General features: G+C 44.2%; 18 protein-coding genes. 10 read left to right on the top strand and 8 right to left on the bottom strand.

Going from position 1 to position 12,904, the window contains the following annotated elements; translation table 11 throughout:
* Window positions 1–32 precede the first annotated feature (32 nt).
* Window positions 33–617 (top strand): hypothetical protein, encoded by a 585-nt coding sequence (locus tag ABMB67_RS07190; protein WP_354571520.1) that lies wholly within the window; start codon window positions 33–35, stop codon window positions 615–617.
* Between the two features lie 136 nt (window positions 618–753).
* Window positions 754–1,110, top strand: coding sequence for a hypothetical protein (locus ABMB67_RS07185; RefSeq protein ID WP_354571519.1), 357 nt, complete (start codon window positions 754–756; stop codon window positions 1,108–1,110).
* An 85-nt stretch (window positions 1,111–1,195) separates the two neighbouring features.
* On the opposite strand, the gene ABMB67_RS07180 is transcribed toward ABMB67_RS07185, so the two are convergent.
* The 4 genes from ABMB67_RS07180 to ABMB67_RS07165 form a co-directional block, all read right to left on the bottom strand.
* On the bottom strand, window positions 1,196–1,480 hold the full coding sequence (locus ABMB67_RS07180) for a hypothetical protein (RefSeq protein ID WP_354571518.1): 285 nt from the start codon (window positions 1,478–1,480) through the stop codon (window positions 1,196–1,198).
* 314 nt (window positions 1,481–1,794) lie between these two features.
* The gene (locus ABMB67_RS07175) at window positions 1,795–2,094 is read right to left on the bottom strand and encodes a DUF5412 family protein (protein WP_354571517.1); all 300 of its coding nucleotides are present in this window, start codon (window positions 2,092–2,094) and stop codon (window positions 1,795–1,797) included.
* A gap of 148 nt (window positions 2,095–2,242) precedes the next feature.
* Window positions 2,243–2,773, bottom strand: a complete 531-nt coding sequence (locus tag ABMB67_RS07170; RefSeq protein ID WP_354571516.1) for a polymorphic toxin type 44 domain-containing protein — start codon at window positions 2,771–2,773, stop codon at window positions 2,243–2,245.
* Window positions 2,767–2,991 carry a hypothetical protein gene (locus tag ABMB67_RS07165; RefSeq protein ID WP_354571514.1) on the bottom strand — a complete coding sequence of 75 codons (225 nt, stop codon included), beginning with the start codon at window positions 2,989–2,991 and terminating at the stop codon, window positions 2,767–2,769. Before ABMB67_RS07165 ends, ABMB67_RS07170 begins: the two co-directional genes overlap by 7 nt.
* Before the next feature lie 299 nt (window positions 2,992–3,290).
* Here ABMB67_RS07165 and ABMB67_RS07160 point away from each other — a divergent pair, with 299 nt between their 5' ends.
* Together ABMB67_RS07160 and ABMB67_RS07155 are read left to right on the top strand one after the other, a co-directional pair.
* A complete protein-coding gene (locus tag ABMB67_RS07160) occupies window positions 3,291–3,512 on the top strand; it encodes a helix-turn-helix transcriptional regulator (protein WP_354571513.1) in 222 nt (73 codons plus the stop codon).
* An 18-nt stretch (window positions 3,513–3,530) separates the two neighbouring features.
* Window positions 3,531–3,917 carry a hypothetical protein gene (locus ABMB67_RS07155; RefSeq protein WP_354571512.1) on the top strand — a complete coding sequence of 129 codons (387 nt, stop codon included), beginning with the start codon at window positions 3,531–3,533 and terminating at the stop codon, window positions 3,915–3,917.
* A 126-nt stretch (window positions 3,918–4,043) separates the two neighbouring features.
* Here the strand turns inward: ABMB67_RS07155 and mreBH are convergent, their stop codons facing one another.
* Entirely contained in the window at window positions 4,044–5,051 is a 1,008-nt protein-coding gene (mreBH, locus tag ABMB67_RS07150; protein ID WP_251223265.1) for a rod-share determining protein MreBH, read from the bottom strand.
* A 477-nt stretch (window positions 5,052–5,528) separates the two neighbouring features.
* Window positions 5,529–6,359, bottom strand: a complete 831-nt coding sequence (gene glcT, locus ABMB67_RS07145; RefSeq protein ID WP_354571511.1) for a glucose PTS transporter transcription antiterminator GlcT — start codon at window positions 6,357–6,359, stop codon at window positions 5,529–5,531.
* Between the two features lie 129 nt (window positions 6,360–6,488).
* Here glcT and ABMB67_RS07140 point away from each other — a divergent pair, with 129 nt between their 5' ends.
* From ABMB67_RS07140 to ABMB67_RS07125, 4 genes are all read left to right on the top strand, one after another.
* Entirely contained in the window at window positions 6,489–7,253 is a 765-nt protein-coding gene (locus tag ABMB67_RS07140) for a YkgJ family cysteine cluster protein (RefSeq protein ID WP_354571510.1), read from the top strand.
* Window positions 7,240–7,653: a thiol-disulfide oxidoreductase DCC family protein gene (locus ABMB67_RS07135; RefSeq protein WP_251223262.1), complete on the top strand. Its 414-nt coding sequence runs from the start codon at window positions 7,240–7,242 to the stop codon at window positions 7,651–7,653. Before ABMB67_RS07140 ends, ABMB67_RS07135 begins: the two co-directional genes overlap by 14 nt.
* 118 nt (window positions 7,654–7,771) lie before the next feature.
* Window positions 7,772–8,107, top strand: coding sequence for a hypothetical protein (locus ABMB67_RS07130; RefSeq protein WP_251223261.1), 336 nt, complete (start codon window positions 7,772–7,774; stop codon window positions 8,105–8,107).
* Window positions 8,108–8,219: 112 nt separating this feature from the next.
* Window positions 8,220–9,581 (top strand): MATE family efflux transporter, encoded by a 1,362-nt coding sequence (locus tag ABMB67_RS07125; protein WP_354571509.1) that lies wholly within the window; start codon window positions 8,220–8,222, stop codon window positions 9,579–9,581.
* Window positions 9,582–9,721: 140 nt separating this feature from the next.
* Here the strand turns inward: ABMB67_RS07125 and ABMB67_RS07120 are convergent, their stop codons facing one another.
* Together ABMB67_RS07120 and ABMB67_RS07115 are read right to left on the bottom strand one after the other, a co-directional pair.
* The gene (locus ABMB67_RS07120; RefSeq protein ID WP_251223259.1) at window positions 9,722–9,973 is read right to left on the bottom strand and encodes a hypothetical protein; all 252 of its coding nucleotides are present in this window, start codon (window positions 9,971–9,973) and stop codon (window positions 9,722–9,724) included.
* A 421-nt stretch (window positions 9,974–10,394) separates the two neighbouring features.
* The gene (locus ABMB67_RS07115; RefSeq protein ID WP_285874600.1) at window positions 10,395–10,529 is read right to left on the bottom strand and encodes a hypothetical protein; all 135 of its coding nucleotides are present in this window, start codon (window positions 10,527–10,529) and stop codon (window positions 10,395–10,397) included.
* 129 nt (window positions 10,530–10,658) lie between these two features.
* Between ABMB67_RS07115 and rnhA the strand changes: the two genes are divergently transcribed.
* Both rnhA and ABMB67_RS07105 read left to right on the top strand, forming a co-directional pair.
* The gene (gene rnhA / locus ABMB67_RS07110; RefSeq protein ID WP_251223258.1) at window positions 10,659–11,276 is read left to right on the top strand and encodes a ribonuclease H; all 618 of its coding nucleotides are present in this window, start codon (window positions 10,659–10,661) and stop codon (window positions 11,274–11,276) included.
* 85 nt (window positions 11,277–11,361) lie between these two features.
* Window positions 11,362–12,675, top strand: coding sequence for a lysine N(6)-hydroxylase/L-ornithine N(5)-oxygenase family protein (locus ABMB67_RS07105; protein ID WP_354571507.1), 1,314 nt, complete (start codon window positions 11,362–11,364; stop codon window positions 12,673–12,675).
* Window positions 12,676–12,904: the final 229 nt, after the last annotated feature.

The raw sequence follows: 12,904 nt of genomic DNA, 5'->3' as shown, positions 1-12,904 counted from the left end.
TCGTTCCAGCATGCAAGAAAGAGGAGGTTAAAATGAATCGAACTAGACCAGTAAATTTTTATGAGGAGAGATTAAAGGCTATTGATGAAGACATTTGCATGATGATTTCAACGAGAAAACAACTATCAAGCAACCCGGGATTTCCACCACTTGAGTATATAGCGGACTGGTCGAAAAAATACGGCTTATATGAATCATTGTTGTTCACCTTTTTTAAGGATTTATTAGAAGAGGAACGTTTCCGCCCTATTATTGAGCCAGAAGGGTTTAGAACGCACGTCCCAGTTTTTAAGTCATATAATGAAGGTGAATTACTATATACTATTCCTTTTTTAAGACAATACTCCAATGCGAGTGTCGTACACTTAAATATTGATTGGAACCCGCAGAATTCAGAAGTGACTTCTAAGTTACAAAAAGTATTTTATGAGTTGGATTTCGGAAATTCGTATGAATGTAGAAAAGAAAGTGGTAGCGGTAATAGAGGTCATCAACATATAAAATTTGTTATAACCCCAGTATTGCCTGATAATTTAGAGGGAATTGACATAAAGCTCTGCAAATATTTCGATCCTTATAAAATGAAAAAGGCAGATCATGATAAAACATTTGTTTAGTGAAAAGGACTACACTTTAATTTCAAAGAATGATAGAGGAATCAGAATATAGTAGCTCTATCATGGTAAGAGAAACATCTTCAAAATAATTTAATATAGAAACCCAGTCATATCAACGATTACAGGTGAGGTGATCATGAGAAAAGCCATTATAACGTTAATTGTACTTATAATAGCAGTTGGATCTTATCTTATTTTCATGAAGACCAATACAATTACATTTAGCGATGCTCTTTCCGATGCAATGGAGGAAAATAATGAAATACAGGGCGAGGAAGTAATAAGATCCATTGACATTACTAGAAGGCGCACAGCGAATGATGGGGATTCACAGGGGCATGAATATATAAAAATTGAAGAGGAAGAAACAATAAATGAGATTATGGAGCACACTAACGATATGAGATTAAATAGAAATAATGAAAACCCTGAAGTTGGTTACTTCATGTCCATTAATACGAATCATTCAAGTTATGATTTAATAATTGGATAAGACGATTACATTTGGATTAATGATAGATCTTATCAGGTAGAAGGAGAAAACAAGCTTTTAGAAATAGTTAGCTCATTTGATTATGCTAGTCATCAAGCCACCCCAAATGCGCCGGATTATTGAAGTCAATTTGTGCTACTCCGTCTTTTCCAACTTTTAAGGTGTCTGGGTCATGTTTCTTCAGGCTTGCAGTGTAAGCAGACGCAGATAAACGTCTGGCTGTAATCAAATTCCGTCTTCGAGCGAATTCAACTGGAGAAAGTTTGGATGTTGCACTCGAATCAAATAAGTTGCGAGCTTTGCGGGTTTTTCGAGTTCTCCTTTTAGGCACACGGACAGCAACCTTTCTGTAATTGGTTTTAGTAACCATGAGAACTACCTCCTTAGCATTATATGCATCTATATTACAGGGTTTATCCTTATTTTTAAAGTAAGGAGATGAGTGGTGATATGAGTTTAGAAGGGTTAGAAACGAATATGAGACAATAACAAACACATTAAAAGCCTTTCGGCAGCAAAGTGACAACAAGCCAAGTAGTTGGGCTGAAACATCTTGGAAAAAGGCACTGGCCAAGGGTGTGATGAAGGAGCCGCTCACGAGAGAGCAACTAGTGGTTATTTTTGATCGGATGGGGAAGTTAGAGTGAAAAATAAGTAGTCTCGTAAACTCTTTTGTCGACGGGACTACTTATTAATATAATCTTTATAATTATAAGAGTCAGTATGAATGTTTAGTCCTTTATCGTTAATCTTCACATGTTCATCATCGATCCACATAACGTCAGCATTATCAATTCGATACTCCCAATAAATGGTCTTGTCGTTAAATTCATTGTTTCCGTTTTGTGAATCAATAGCGACTCTAATTTGCGGGGCAACAGTAGCGCCCCCCTCATTAATCAGATAAACATTCGCTAAGTAATTTCCATTTGGTGAAGTCACTGATTCAATGAGCTCACCTTTACCTTGTAAATCATAGGTCAACGCTTAATTTCTGATATAAAAAAATAAATAATAAACTAGCAATAAGGATAACAGCGATGAGAGCTATTGTTATTATTTTTTTCAAATTATCACCTCAATTAAATATGAAAAAAGGGAATTTCTCCATTCTTTACCATACATAACCTTTTTAATAAATGTCAATACCATGTTGGATGGCCTCTTGATCTCGCGGATCATCAAAGTAAGAATTCCAGAATCTTATATCACTTGTACCTGAAAGTATTTGGACAAAACCAGCAGCAAACTTCAATGTATAATTAGTGTAATTTAATTTTTTTCCCATATATTCGTAGTGTGCATTACCGATATGCTCCCCTGTATAGCGCCCCCATCTAAATGTGTAATATGTATTTGTTCCTAAAGTACGCTTGAGGTCCCAAGGTCCATTAGATTTTACCAGCTCTGTAAAGACGAGATTTTTATAGGCTTGTGCTTGTATGTTATTCAACATTTGTCTGATTGCCGCTACCTCTCTATTAATCTCGTTAGCACGCGCTTGGTTAGTTCTAAATATCCTTTCGATCGCACGTTCAGTACCTGAGTCACTGAGAACATTCACTTCATTTTTTAAGGAATCTAACAATTCCTCGCTTTCTTTTTCGATACTAGCAATCATTTCTTTTGCCATCTGGGCAACTTCGTCATCAAGTTCTACCAATTCCCCATCCAGTAAACAGTCGGTATTTCTAATAACATTTTTGAATAGTAATTCCCAATTGCTTTATCAAGAGGGTCGAGAAGAAATAGCATTAACGCATCATGAACCATTAATTCTCTTGAATCTGTTGTGACATCGCTACCTTTAGCTGAAATAGGGTTTGGGAAAAGTATACTTAGAGCTAAAAATAAGGTCATGAAAAGAATAAGACGTTTCATTTTGCTCCACCTTGTGTGTCGGAGATTTAGTACATATATCTTTCCATCTTTTTTGAATTTAATGCAGCATATTGGACAACTTGATCGGAATAGAAGTGGTTGACTGTATTTATAAACAAGGAGATGGTTCAGAAGTGGCAGAGGGAGACAGATGTAAGTGGAGCGTTAATGGATACTTAAGACAACGTACTGGTATCTAAGCCTCACAAAAGAAAAAAGTAAAGCACCCTTTACGTAAAGTTAACTTGACGTAAAGGGTGCTTTACTATACGATGAGTAATGAAAAGGGGGGCTGTTGATTGAAAAACAAACTAACGGTTTATAGGAAGCAAAATGGCTATTCACAAGACAAACTGGCAGAAAAACTTGGCGTTTCAAGACAAACCATAATTTCAATTGAAAAAGGAAAATATAATCCTTCGCTTCCGTTAGCACTGGTTATGGCGAAATTATTCAATACGTCGGTAGAAGAAATCTTTTATTTAGACGATGAGGATTTAAAGAAGTACGTTAAAGAATAAATACAGGAGGCAATTAAAATGGCATCTCAAAAAACCTTTTTTATCATAGGGGTTTTGTTATCATTTATTTTTGTTGTAAGACTCTTTTTCTTTTTTATGACTGACAATCAAGAGGCGATTGTATATGCTGTGGAACTTTTGAATTGGGGTTCTATCGCAGTAATGGCTTTTTGCTATAGTTATCTTTTCCCTCAATTTAAGGAAAAAGATGAAAGAGCGCAGACTATAAGGCAAAAAGGGATATATTACGCTATGTTTGTAATGATAATCTCTCTAATTATAATAATGCTACTCATTCAATATAGTATTTTATCTTTAACCCCCCTTGCAGTCGTACGAATTTTAATCTCATTAGTTCTTATAACCATTTCATTATCTTGGGTTATACTTGCAAAAAAAATGTAATGCGAAACGATGAGTATCCAAACTGAAATGTCAGCTCCATTCTGCACCCAGCCAGGAGGAAAAACCATTTTCCTCCGGCTTTTAAACTCGTGTGCAGCTTTCATTCATCGCTTCCTGGATGTGTGTTTACACAGTGGCTTTTTGCAGCTTGTCGATGAATTTCAGTGATCGTCCTGTACCGATTGCGACGGATTCGAGCGGCGTGGGGGCGATATGGACAGGGACGTCGATCTCGGTTGAAAGCCATTCCTGAATGCCGTTGAGCAGGGCGCCGCCGCCGGTGAGCATGATGCCCCGATCGACAATGTCACCGCTCAGCTCGGGCGGACAGTCCTCTAATGTCGAGCGGATTGATTCGAGCAGCTGGAGCATATGCTCTTGAATCGCCTGCTGAATTTCCGTGGAGCGCAGCGTAACGGTTTTTGGCAGGCCGTTCACGAGGTCGCGTCCTCTAATCTCCATCGTCATTTCCTCGTGGGTAATCGGAGCGTAGCCAATTTCCATTTTGATCTGCTCGGCCGTGCGTTCGCCGATCAGCACGTTGTAAGACTTTCGCACGTATTGAATAATGCCTTCATCGAGCTTGTCGCCGCCAATTCTGACGGAGCTGCATGAAACGACGCCGCCGAACGAAATAATGGCGACTTCGGTTGTGCCGCCGCCGATATCAACGACGACATTGGCCACCGGCTCTTCGACGGGAAGGTCGGCGCCGATGGCGGCCGCAACCGGTTCTTCAATGACATGAACCTGTTTGGCGCCGCAGCTTTTCACGGCGTCGAGAATGGCCCGCCGTTCGACCGAAGTCGAGCCGGAAGGAGCGCAGACGACGACATTCGGCTTGCGCATGGCCAGGCCAAGCTGCTTGCTTGCCTTTCGCATAATCGCTTTCAGCATTTTCGAGGTCATATCAAAGTCAGCGATTACGCCATCCTGGAGTGGGCGGACGGCGACAATATTTGCTGGCGTCTTTCCGACCATGCTTTTCGCTTCGAGGCCGACGGCCAGCACCTCCTGCGTTTGGGTGTTTATCGCCACAACGGAAGGTTCGTTTAAAATAATTCCTTTTCCTTTGCTATATACAAGTAGGTTCGCAGTTCCTAGGTCAATTCCAATTTCAACATTATTCCACATTTTTTTCACCAACTTCATAGATTTCATTGTCTAGGGTAACATTTTAACAATGAACAAACTCGAAAAATAGAGACGGAACGCTTATCTTCTATGTAAGAATATGAGAGAAAGTCAAGCGGATAAAGAGATTCAGCGGATTTAATGGAAAACGTTGCTAAAAACGCCGGTACTTAGGTCTTAAGCCTGGTGAAGGATGGAGGGGGGCGGAAGCTTTTTTTCTTTGCTTGGAGTTATAATTTGAAGCAGTGGCTCCGTTCTACACAAAATCCGTACTGAAGAAAACCACTTCAGTACGGATTATTAAAACGAAGCGCAGACTTCGCACACTGCTTTGAGCTTGAGACAAAGGGGAAATAGCCCTTTGTCTCAAGCTCTATAGTAAGGTGGGGAGGTGACAAGAGCGTAGGCCAAGCATAACCTGCTCTTACATAGACAATACCCGGCCACCTCCGGATTAAAACCTCATTCTTTTTTCGATTATCGTCTGGCGATCCGTTGCAAATGCAATGTTAAATAAACCGCCTCCGCCTCAGGTACTTTTTTTTCTAATGACTGCTCCATCATCTCCAAAAGAGTCGATGCTAATTCATAGCAAACGGGGTACTGGGCCTGGAGAATGTCTTTCAGCGCATCCTGGTTATCGTCATACTGATCTTTGTTGATCAGTTCAATCGAATGGCGAAGGTGTCTGACGAGGCGTAAATAGTTGATGTCTTTGCGGTCAATCGTCAGCTGCAACGTGTTCTCCACTTCCTGCACGATTTCCCCGATCAGCCACGTATGCTGATTAACTTCCTGAATGGAACGCTTCGTCAGCGCGCTATGAATGTGGAGGGCGACAAAGCCGATTTCATCCGGCGGGATCGAGACGGAAAGCTCCTGGTTGAGCCGGGCGATAATTTCGGCGGCAACATCAAATTCTTTCGGGTAGGCAAGCTCTGTTTCAGGCAGGAAAGGATTCTTAATATCCAGCTTCTGCTTGACGCGCTTCACCGCATAAAAAAGATGATCCGTCAGCGCGCTATGAATATGCTCGTGAAGCCGGATGGAAAAGCGCTCCTCGACATGCTCAATCACGTCGTTCATTAACCCGATAAAATCTTCATCTATATAATGTAACAGCTTTTTATAGCGTTCCTGTTCTTTCGCTTCCTTCAGGACAAAGAATTTTTCAGCCTGTTCACCGGCAACGAGTTCACCGTTTTTTTTACCGAAGCCGAGTCCTTTGCCAATTAAAATGACTTCATTGTAGTCCGGGTGATGCGCTATAATAACATTATTGTTTAATACTTTTTTGACAGCTAGCATAGCTTCCCCTCCCGTTTTCATCATAGCGGGAATGCTGGGGAGCGTCAATGAACGAAGCTTTGACATTCTTGGCTCTTCTGGCTGCACTTCCCTATTTTCATAAACTTTACTAGAAAGAGAGGCGGATGGATGAACCCTCTAACGATAGACGAGATTAAGCAGGTCGCTGCCAAGATTAATAAAAGAACATATGACTATGAAGCGCCATTTCTGCAAAAGGTTGATCAGATTTTGGATCAAAGTGAAGGAAAGCATGTCGAGACGGTGCTGAATGAGGCCTTTACCGGTCTGCTTGCCCAGGTTGATCGGGAAATCGAAGAAATGGAAAGCGAGCTTGGAGTACGGCCGAGCTGCGCGCTTGGCTGTGATCATTGCTGCTATTTTCCGATTATTGTAACGCGGCTTGAGGTGAAGCTGATGCTAAAAGTGATCAAAGGCTGGCCGGCAGAGCGGCGACAGAGGATGGCAGCGCAAATTGATGGGTATTTGACGACTTATCAGGCGGAACTGGCGGAATTAGTCGAGCTGGACTTTCGGGAAAATCCAGCCTTTAAGGAGCGTTATAAGCAAAAAAATCTTCCATGCATCATGCTCGATCAAGAGACACGGACATGCATGGCGTACGAAATCAGGCCGATTCCATGCCGCACTTATTTAAATTATGCAAGCCCGCACGTTTGTCAGGAAAGTCATGTGCCGGCGGAACCACTTAGCTATGAATTTCTCTACCCTTTTTATGTAGGGGGGATGGCCGAGGTGCTGGCGGAAATTCTTGAAGTGGTCGAGGACAGTGCGCTCGGTTTTTCTTATCCACAGGATGCCGCCGAGGTTCATTATCTCCCATTGCTGCTGCAGGAGGAATGGAGAGGGGGAGCTGTCATTGCCGGAGAGTAACGAAGAGGATCGCCCGATTTTAATGTTTGACGGAGAGTGCAACCTATGCAACGGTTTCGTTGATTTTATATTACGTAAGGAGAAGGATCACCGCTTCTTGTTTGCTTCGCTGCAATCTGAACGGGGAAGGCAGCTGCAGGAGCAGTTTGCGATAGCGCCGACGGTTGATTCCGTTATTGTGATTAATGATAAGGCCGCTTATCTTTACTCCGATGCTGTATTTCAAGTAATGAAGGCGTTGCCTTGGTATTTTCGGCTATTGCTTGTGCTGCGTGTTGTACCAAAGGCCGGACGTGACCGGCTCTACCGGCTTGTCGCGAAAAACCGTTACCGTCTTTTCGGGAAACGGGAGAGCTGCCGCCTGCCGACTGCGGAGGAAAAGAGCCGGTTTTTGCAATAGCAGTTTTTTCTTATTTTAGTCTTAGGAAAAATCATGGTATGATATAAGTATAGAAATAGAACTGCCGGAATGTGAGACACGATGCGTTAGTATGAGAGAGAATCTGGGAGGGATACCGATGGAAGAGAAAAAAATAGCTGCCTATCTTCAGGAAAGGCTGACTGAAGCCAAACGTCAATTTGAAAGAACGGTGGACTGTAAGCACACGGAATTTGATGATCTCTATCCATATATGACAGAGCAGCCGCAGTTTTTCTGGTACAAACGCTATGTCGCTTGGCAGGAGCTGTTAACCGTCGTCAAAATAGCGGAAGATCTCGATGTTCCGTGGAAGGATTTGTTTCTTGAAAAACAGGCTTCCTTTGTTGAAGCAAGGGTGCTTGATGCCAAGGTGCTGGATAATTGGTATGAAGAAGAGCTTGAAGCCGAATCAGCACAAAACGATAAAAAATAACGAATGTCCGCTATTGGAATTCCGTTCCTGTAGCGGTTTTTTCTTGGGGTTTTCCTAAAGGCCATCATGTTGGGGAAGCTCTCCTTGTTGTGATAATGTAGGAGGAATAGGGATGAAACCGACACAAACCATTCGCCAGAAAATACGGCTGTTTCTCATCGTGATGATGCCGATTTTGGTGACACAGCTTGGTTTATACGCGATGAATTTTTTTGATACGATGATGTCCGGGCAAGCGGGGGCGGAGGACTTGGCCGGGGTGGCGATCGGCTCAAGCTTATGGGTTCCGGTCTTTACCGGGCTGAGCGGTGTGCTGCTCGCTTTGACGCCGATTATTTCCCAAACGATTGGCGCTGACCGCAAGGAAGACGTTCCGTTTTCTGTTTTGCAGGGTGTGTATTTATCCGTTTTTCTTTCCGTTGTGATTCTGATCAGCGGGGCGCTCGTCATCGAGCCGATCCTTGCTTATATGAGCCTTGATGCCGATGTTGAGCATATCGCTTATCATTATTTGATCGGGCTTGGTTTTGGCGTGCTGCCATTGTTTATTCAGACAGCCCTGCGCTGCTTTATTGATTCGCTCGGCCAGACGAGGGTGACGATGCTCATTACCTTGATCGCGCTTCCGATCAATGTGTTTTTTAATTATGTTCTTATTTTCGGCAAGCTCGGTTTTCCGCAGCTCGGCGGAATCGGAGCGGGCTATGCTTCCGCTGTGACCTATTGGGTGATTTTGTTCATTACGATTTATTTCGTCAGCCGGGTGCGTCCGTTTGCGGCATATGGCATTTTTAAAACGTTTGTTAACGTCTCGCTTGCGAAATGGAAGGAAATTTTATGGCTCGGTTTGCCGATTGGATTTACGATTTTCTTTGAAACGAGTATTTTCGCTGCCGTTACGTTGTTAATGAGTACATTTGACACGGCGACGATTGCGGCTCATCAAGCAGCGATCAATTTCGCTTCGTTTCTGTATATGATTCCATTGAGCATGGCTTTTACGTTAACGATTGTCGTCGGCTATGAAGTCGGGGCTAAGCGGCTTACTGATGCGAAGCAGTACAGCAAGCTCGGGATGGTCATTGCGATCGGCATGGGGATTGTCGCGGGAATTATCATTTTTCTCTTGCGTGAACCCGTTTCCCGTCTTTATACGATTGATGCGGCTGTCGCTGTCCTGATTCAGCAGTTTTTAATTTACTCGATTTTCTTTCAGCTTTCTGATGCGATTGCCACCCCGATTCAAGGGATTTTGCGCGGCTATAAGGATGTCAATATTCCATTTTTGTTCGCGTTCGTTTCCTTCTGGTTAATCGGGCTGCCAACAGGATATATTCTCGCCAATTACACCAACTTCGGCCCGTTTGGCTACTGGATCGGGCTTATTACCGGTCTTGCCGTCGCCGCCATTGCCCTGCTGGGCCGCCTGGCAAAAGTGGAGAAAGGCGCAGCTCAAAGCCGCCTTGAAGGCTGAGGTAGCTGGAGCAATGGCTTCACGCGCCACAAGCCCGTTGTGAGTGGTTTACTCACAACGGGCTTTAACAAATAGTGGCGGTTTCGCTCATTGCTTCGGGACTGGGGAAAAGGTGAAAAACAACCTTTGTCCCAGTCCTGCTAATTCAGCGTAATATGAGAGTCGCGATGCTGGTACACGCCATCGAGTTCGTCCTTAACATCTTCTTCAATTTCATCGTTTGTCGGCAGGGAGTCATAGCTTTCAATAATCGTAAATGTTTCAAGGCAGAGCAGATGATAAGGGTATTTCTCACCATGGTCGCAAATGATCGCGTAAAGCTTGTTTCCTTTCGTACTGACCAAATCCCCCGGCTCCTGAACCGACCGCTTCCGATTAATCGTGATATTCACCTACCATCACCTCTTTTTGACACCCAGTATAGCCAAAGAAAGAAGTAAATATACAAGGACTCGTCCGAAAAGGTTGGTTTTTACCTTTTCGGACGAGTCCTAAGCAATGTGCGGAGTCGCTACATCATTTATAAGCATAGAGAGGAGTGGGGTCCTCCTCTCTATGCGAGTAGCGAACGAAGCCATTGCAGCATCCTGAAACAGGGGGGAAGGTTGGTTTTTACCTTTTCGGACGAGTCCTAAGCAATGTGCGGAGTCGCTACATCATTTATAAGCATAGAGAGGAGTGGGGTTCTCCTCTCTATGCGAGTAGCGAACGAAGCCATTGCAGCATCCTGAAACAGGGGGGAAGGTTCTTCTCTTCTTAACTTTGCGCAGAACGGAGCCGCTGCTATCCTCTCTGAACTGTCCAGCTAAGCCCTTACTGTTTCTTCTTATTCGCTTTGTTGCCGCCCTCGTCGACAAGCTCGCTGGCGACCTCCTGATTAAACAGGTTGCGTTGCGGTGTTTGGTTATTGGTCAGGGCTTTGTTTTTTTGCGGTTGACGTTTTTTCATCGAAGCAGCTCCTTTTCTTCATTTGTGAAATAGCTCTTTCGCTGTTAGTATTTCTGTATTGGCAGAATTTATAAGAGCTTTTCACAGACAAACAAGGAGAAACAGCTCTCGGAATAGGAAGGTGCAGACATGGCAAAGCAGAAATTTTATGTAGTCTGGAAAGGGAGGAAAACAGGGATCTTTCCTACATGGGCGGAATGCGAGGCGCAGGTGAAGGGCTTTACAGGAGCTCGTTTTAAATCATTTGCGACAAAAGCAGAAGCGGAGAAGGCGTTTAACGAGGGGGGCTTCAAACAATCATCGGCAAAGCGTGCTGAACCGCTGGCGACGTTTGATGAAGAAATCGATTACGACAGCATTTCGGTCGATGTTGGATGTCGGGGAAATCCGGGTATTGTGGAATATAAGGGCGTCGACACGAGGACAGGAGAGGTGCTTTTTTCTCACGATGAAATTCATATCGGCACAAACAACATGGGAGAGTTTTTGGCGATTGTCCACGGTCTTGCTTATACGAAGCAGCGCGGTGAGACGAAAACGATTTACTCCGATTCTTTAACGGCGATTAAATGGGTGAAGCAGAAAAAGGTGAACTCGTCGTTGAAACGAACGGAGGAAACAGCCTATATTTGGTCCCTCGTCGAACGGGCGGAGCGCTGGCTACAGACAAACACGTATCAAAACAAAGTGAAGAAGTGGCATACAGAGAAATGGGGAGAGATTAAAGCGGATTATGGACGTAAATAATGGTTCTCCTTCCCTGGCGCTCCGGACAGGCTGTCCCTCTAATGAAATCAGATTTTAAAAAAATCGAAAAGAGATGGTGAGACAGATGAACGAGTATACGCAGTATGACCTGGTCGGAGTAGGGATTGGACCCTTTAATCTTGGACTGGCTGCCTTAGCGGAGGAGGGGACATCCTTAAAGACGGCATTCTTCGATCAAACTGAAGTCTTTCAATGGCATCCGGGAATGCTGCTGGAGCAGGCCAACTTGCAGGTGCCGTTTTTGGCCGATTTAGTTACGATCGCCAATCCGCAAAGCCGGTATACGTTTTTAAATTACATTCATAAACAGAATCGGATGTTTCCGTTTTATTTTTTTAAGCGTTTTGACATCCCTAGACTGGAATACAATGAGTATTGCCGCTGGGTGGCAAATCAGCTGGCAAACTGCCATTTTGGCTACGAGGTTGTCAATTGCCGCTATCAAATGCAAGATGGCGTCTATCTTCTGACGATAAAACATGTTCGGACCAAAGAGGAGAAAACCGTCTTGGCACGTCATGTGGTGCTTGGGACAGGAAGTGTTCCCCTCATTCCGCCCCCGCTTCAAGAAGTGCTCAATGACGATGTCATCCATTCCGGCAGCTACCTTCATTATGCAGCAGAAATGAAAGAAGCGCGTTCGATTACGGTCATCGGTTCAGGGCAGAGCGCCGCTGAAATTTTTCATGACTTGTTGAAGCAGCAGGAGGCTCATCGCTATCAGCTCACCTGGTTAACGAGGTCGGCCGGCTTCTTCCAATTAGAGTCGGGGAAGCTTGGACAGGAGGTCTTTTCCAATGATTATGTCGATTATTTTCATCGGCTCTCGTTTGAGCAGCGGCAGGATGCTTTGCCGACCTTGGAAAGCTTGCGAAAAGGCGTCGAGGAAGAGACGCTGAAAGCCATTTATGAGCTGCTTTATTATCGGTCTGTTGGAAAAGAGCGGCTGCCGGTCAGAATCCAGGCCATGACGGAGATAGACGGGATTGTCCCGGAGGAGCAAGGCTATCGGCTTGAATGTCATCAGTGGCAGCAGAACAAGTCGTTTACGCTCCGTTCAGAAAAGGTGATTCTTGCCACCGGCTACAAGCCAAACCTGCCCGGCTGGCTGATCGAGATGGAGAATGAATTGGAGTGGGAGGACGATAAACGCTTCGCCGTTACCCGTGATTACCGGTTGAAATGGAAGGAAGAGCGTAGCGGGCATATGTATACACTGACGAATCTTGAACATACTCACGGAGCCGGGGCGACAAACCTCGCCTTATCGGTTCAACGGAACCAAATGATTCTTAATGCGATTACGGGAGAAGAGGTATATCCTCTACCGTCGCAAACTGTTTTTCAGCAGTTTGGAATTGAGGGTAAAGAGGAGTAACAAAGGAGACAGAAGTGTCGATGAGGCTTGGCCGAAGGGGTGTTTTTCCCTTTTGCCAAGCCTCTAAGCAGTGGGCTTGAAGCAAGTGAAGCTGTCGGCATTTGATCATTTTATTTCAAAAATTCAGAAAAGTTGTTGAACTTTTTCGGAAGATCAGCTAGGATAGAAATGTGAAAGCCCTTTCAAAAAATCAGGTTCATTCCAAGGTTTATAGAGGAGCAGGCTGAGA

It is taken from the genome of Halalkalibacter oceani (assembly GCF_040544555.1).
Lineage (GTDB): Bacteria > Bacillota > Bacilli > Bacillales > Bacillaceae_D > Halalkalibacter > Halalkalibacter oceani.
The sequence above is the reverse complement of the archived record's forward strand: the minus strand, read 5'-3'. Positions and strand labels throughout refer to the sequence as shown.

Coding starts and splice junctions, on each gene's coding strand:
- ABMB67_RS07190 (WP_354571520.1), top strand. CDS start 33: ATGAATCGAACTAGACCAGTAAATTTTTATGAGGAGAGATTAAAGGCT.
- ABMB67_RS07185 (WP_354571519.1), top strand. CDS start 754: ATGAGAAAAGCCATTATAACGTTAATTGTACTTATAATAGCAGTTGGA.
- ABMB67_RS07180 (WP_354571518.1), bottom strand. CDS start 1,480: ATGGTTACTAAAACCAATTACAGAAAGGTTGCTGTCCGTGTGCCTAAA.
- ABMB67_RS07165 (WP_354571514.1), bottom strand. CDS start 2,991: ATGAAACGTCTTATTCTTTTCATGACCTTATTTTTAGCTCTAAGTATA.
- ABMB67_RS07155 (WP_354571512.1), top strand. CDS start 3,531: ATGGCATCTCAAAAAACCTTTTTTATCATAGGGGTTTTGTTATCATTT.
- mreBH (WP_251223265.1), bottom strand. CDS start 5,051: ATGTGGAATAATGTTGAAATTGGAATTGACCTAGGAACTGCGAACCTA.
- glcT (WP_354571511.1), bottom strand. CDS start 6,359: ATGCTAGCTGTCAAAAAAGTATTAAACAATAATGTTATTATAGCGCAT.
- ABMB67_RS07140 (WP_354571510.1), top strand. CDS start 6,489: ATGAACCCTCTAACGATAGACGAGATTAAGCAGGTCGCTGCCAAGATT.
- ABMB67_RS07130 (WP_251223261.1), top strand. CDS start 7,772: ATGGAAGAGAAAAAAATAGCTGCCTATCTTCAGGAAAGGCTGACTGAA.
- ABMB67_RS07125 (WP_354571509.1), top strand. CDS start 8,220: ATGAAACCGACACAAACCATTCGCCAGAAAATACGGCTGTTTCTCATC.
- ABMB67_RS07115 (WP_285874600.1), bottom strand. CDS start 10,529: ATGAAAAAACGTCAACCGCAAAAAAACAAAGCCCTGACCAATAACCAA.
- rnhA (WP_251223258.1), top strand. CDS start 10,659: ATGGCAAAGCAGAAATTTTATGTAGTCTGGAAAGGGAGGAAAACAGGG.
- ABMB67_RS07105 (WP_354571507.1), top strand. CDS start 11,362: ATGAACGAGTATACGCAGTATGACCTGGTCGGAGTAGGGATTGGACCC.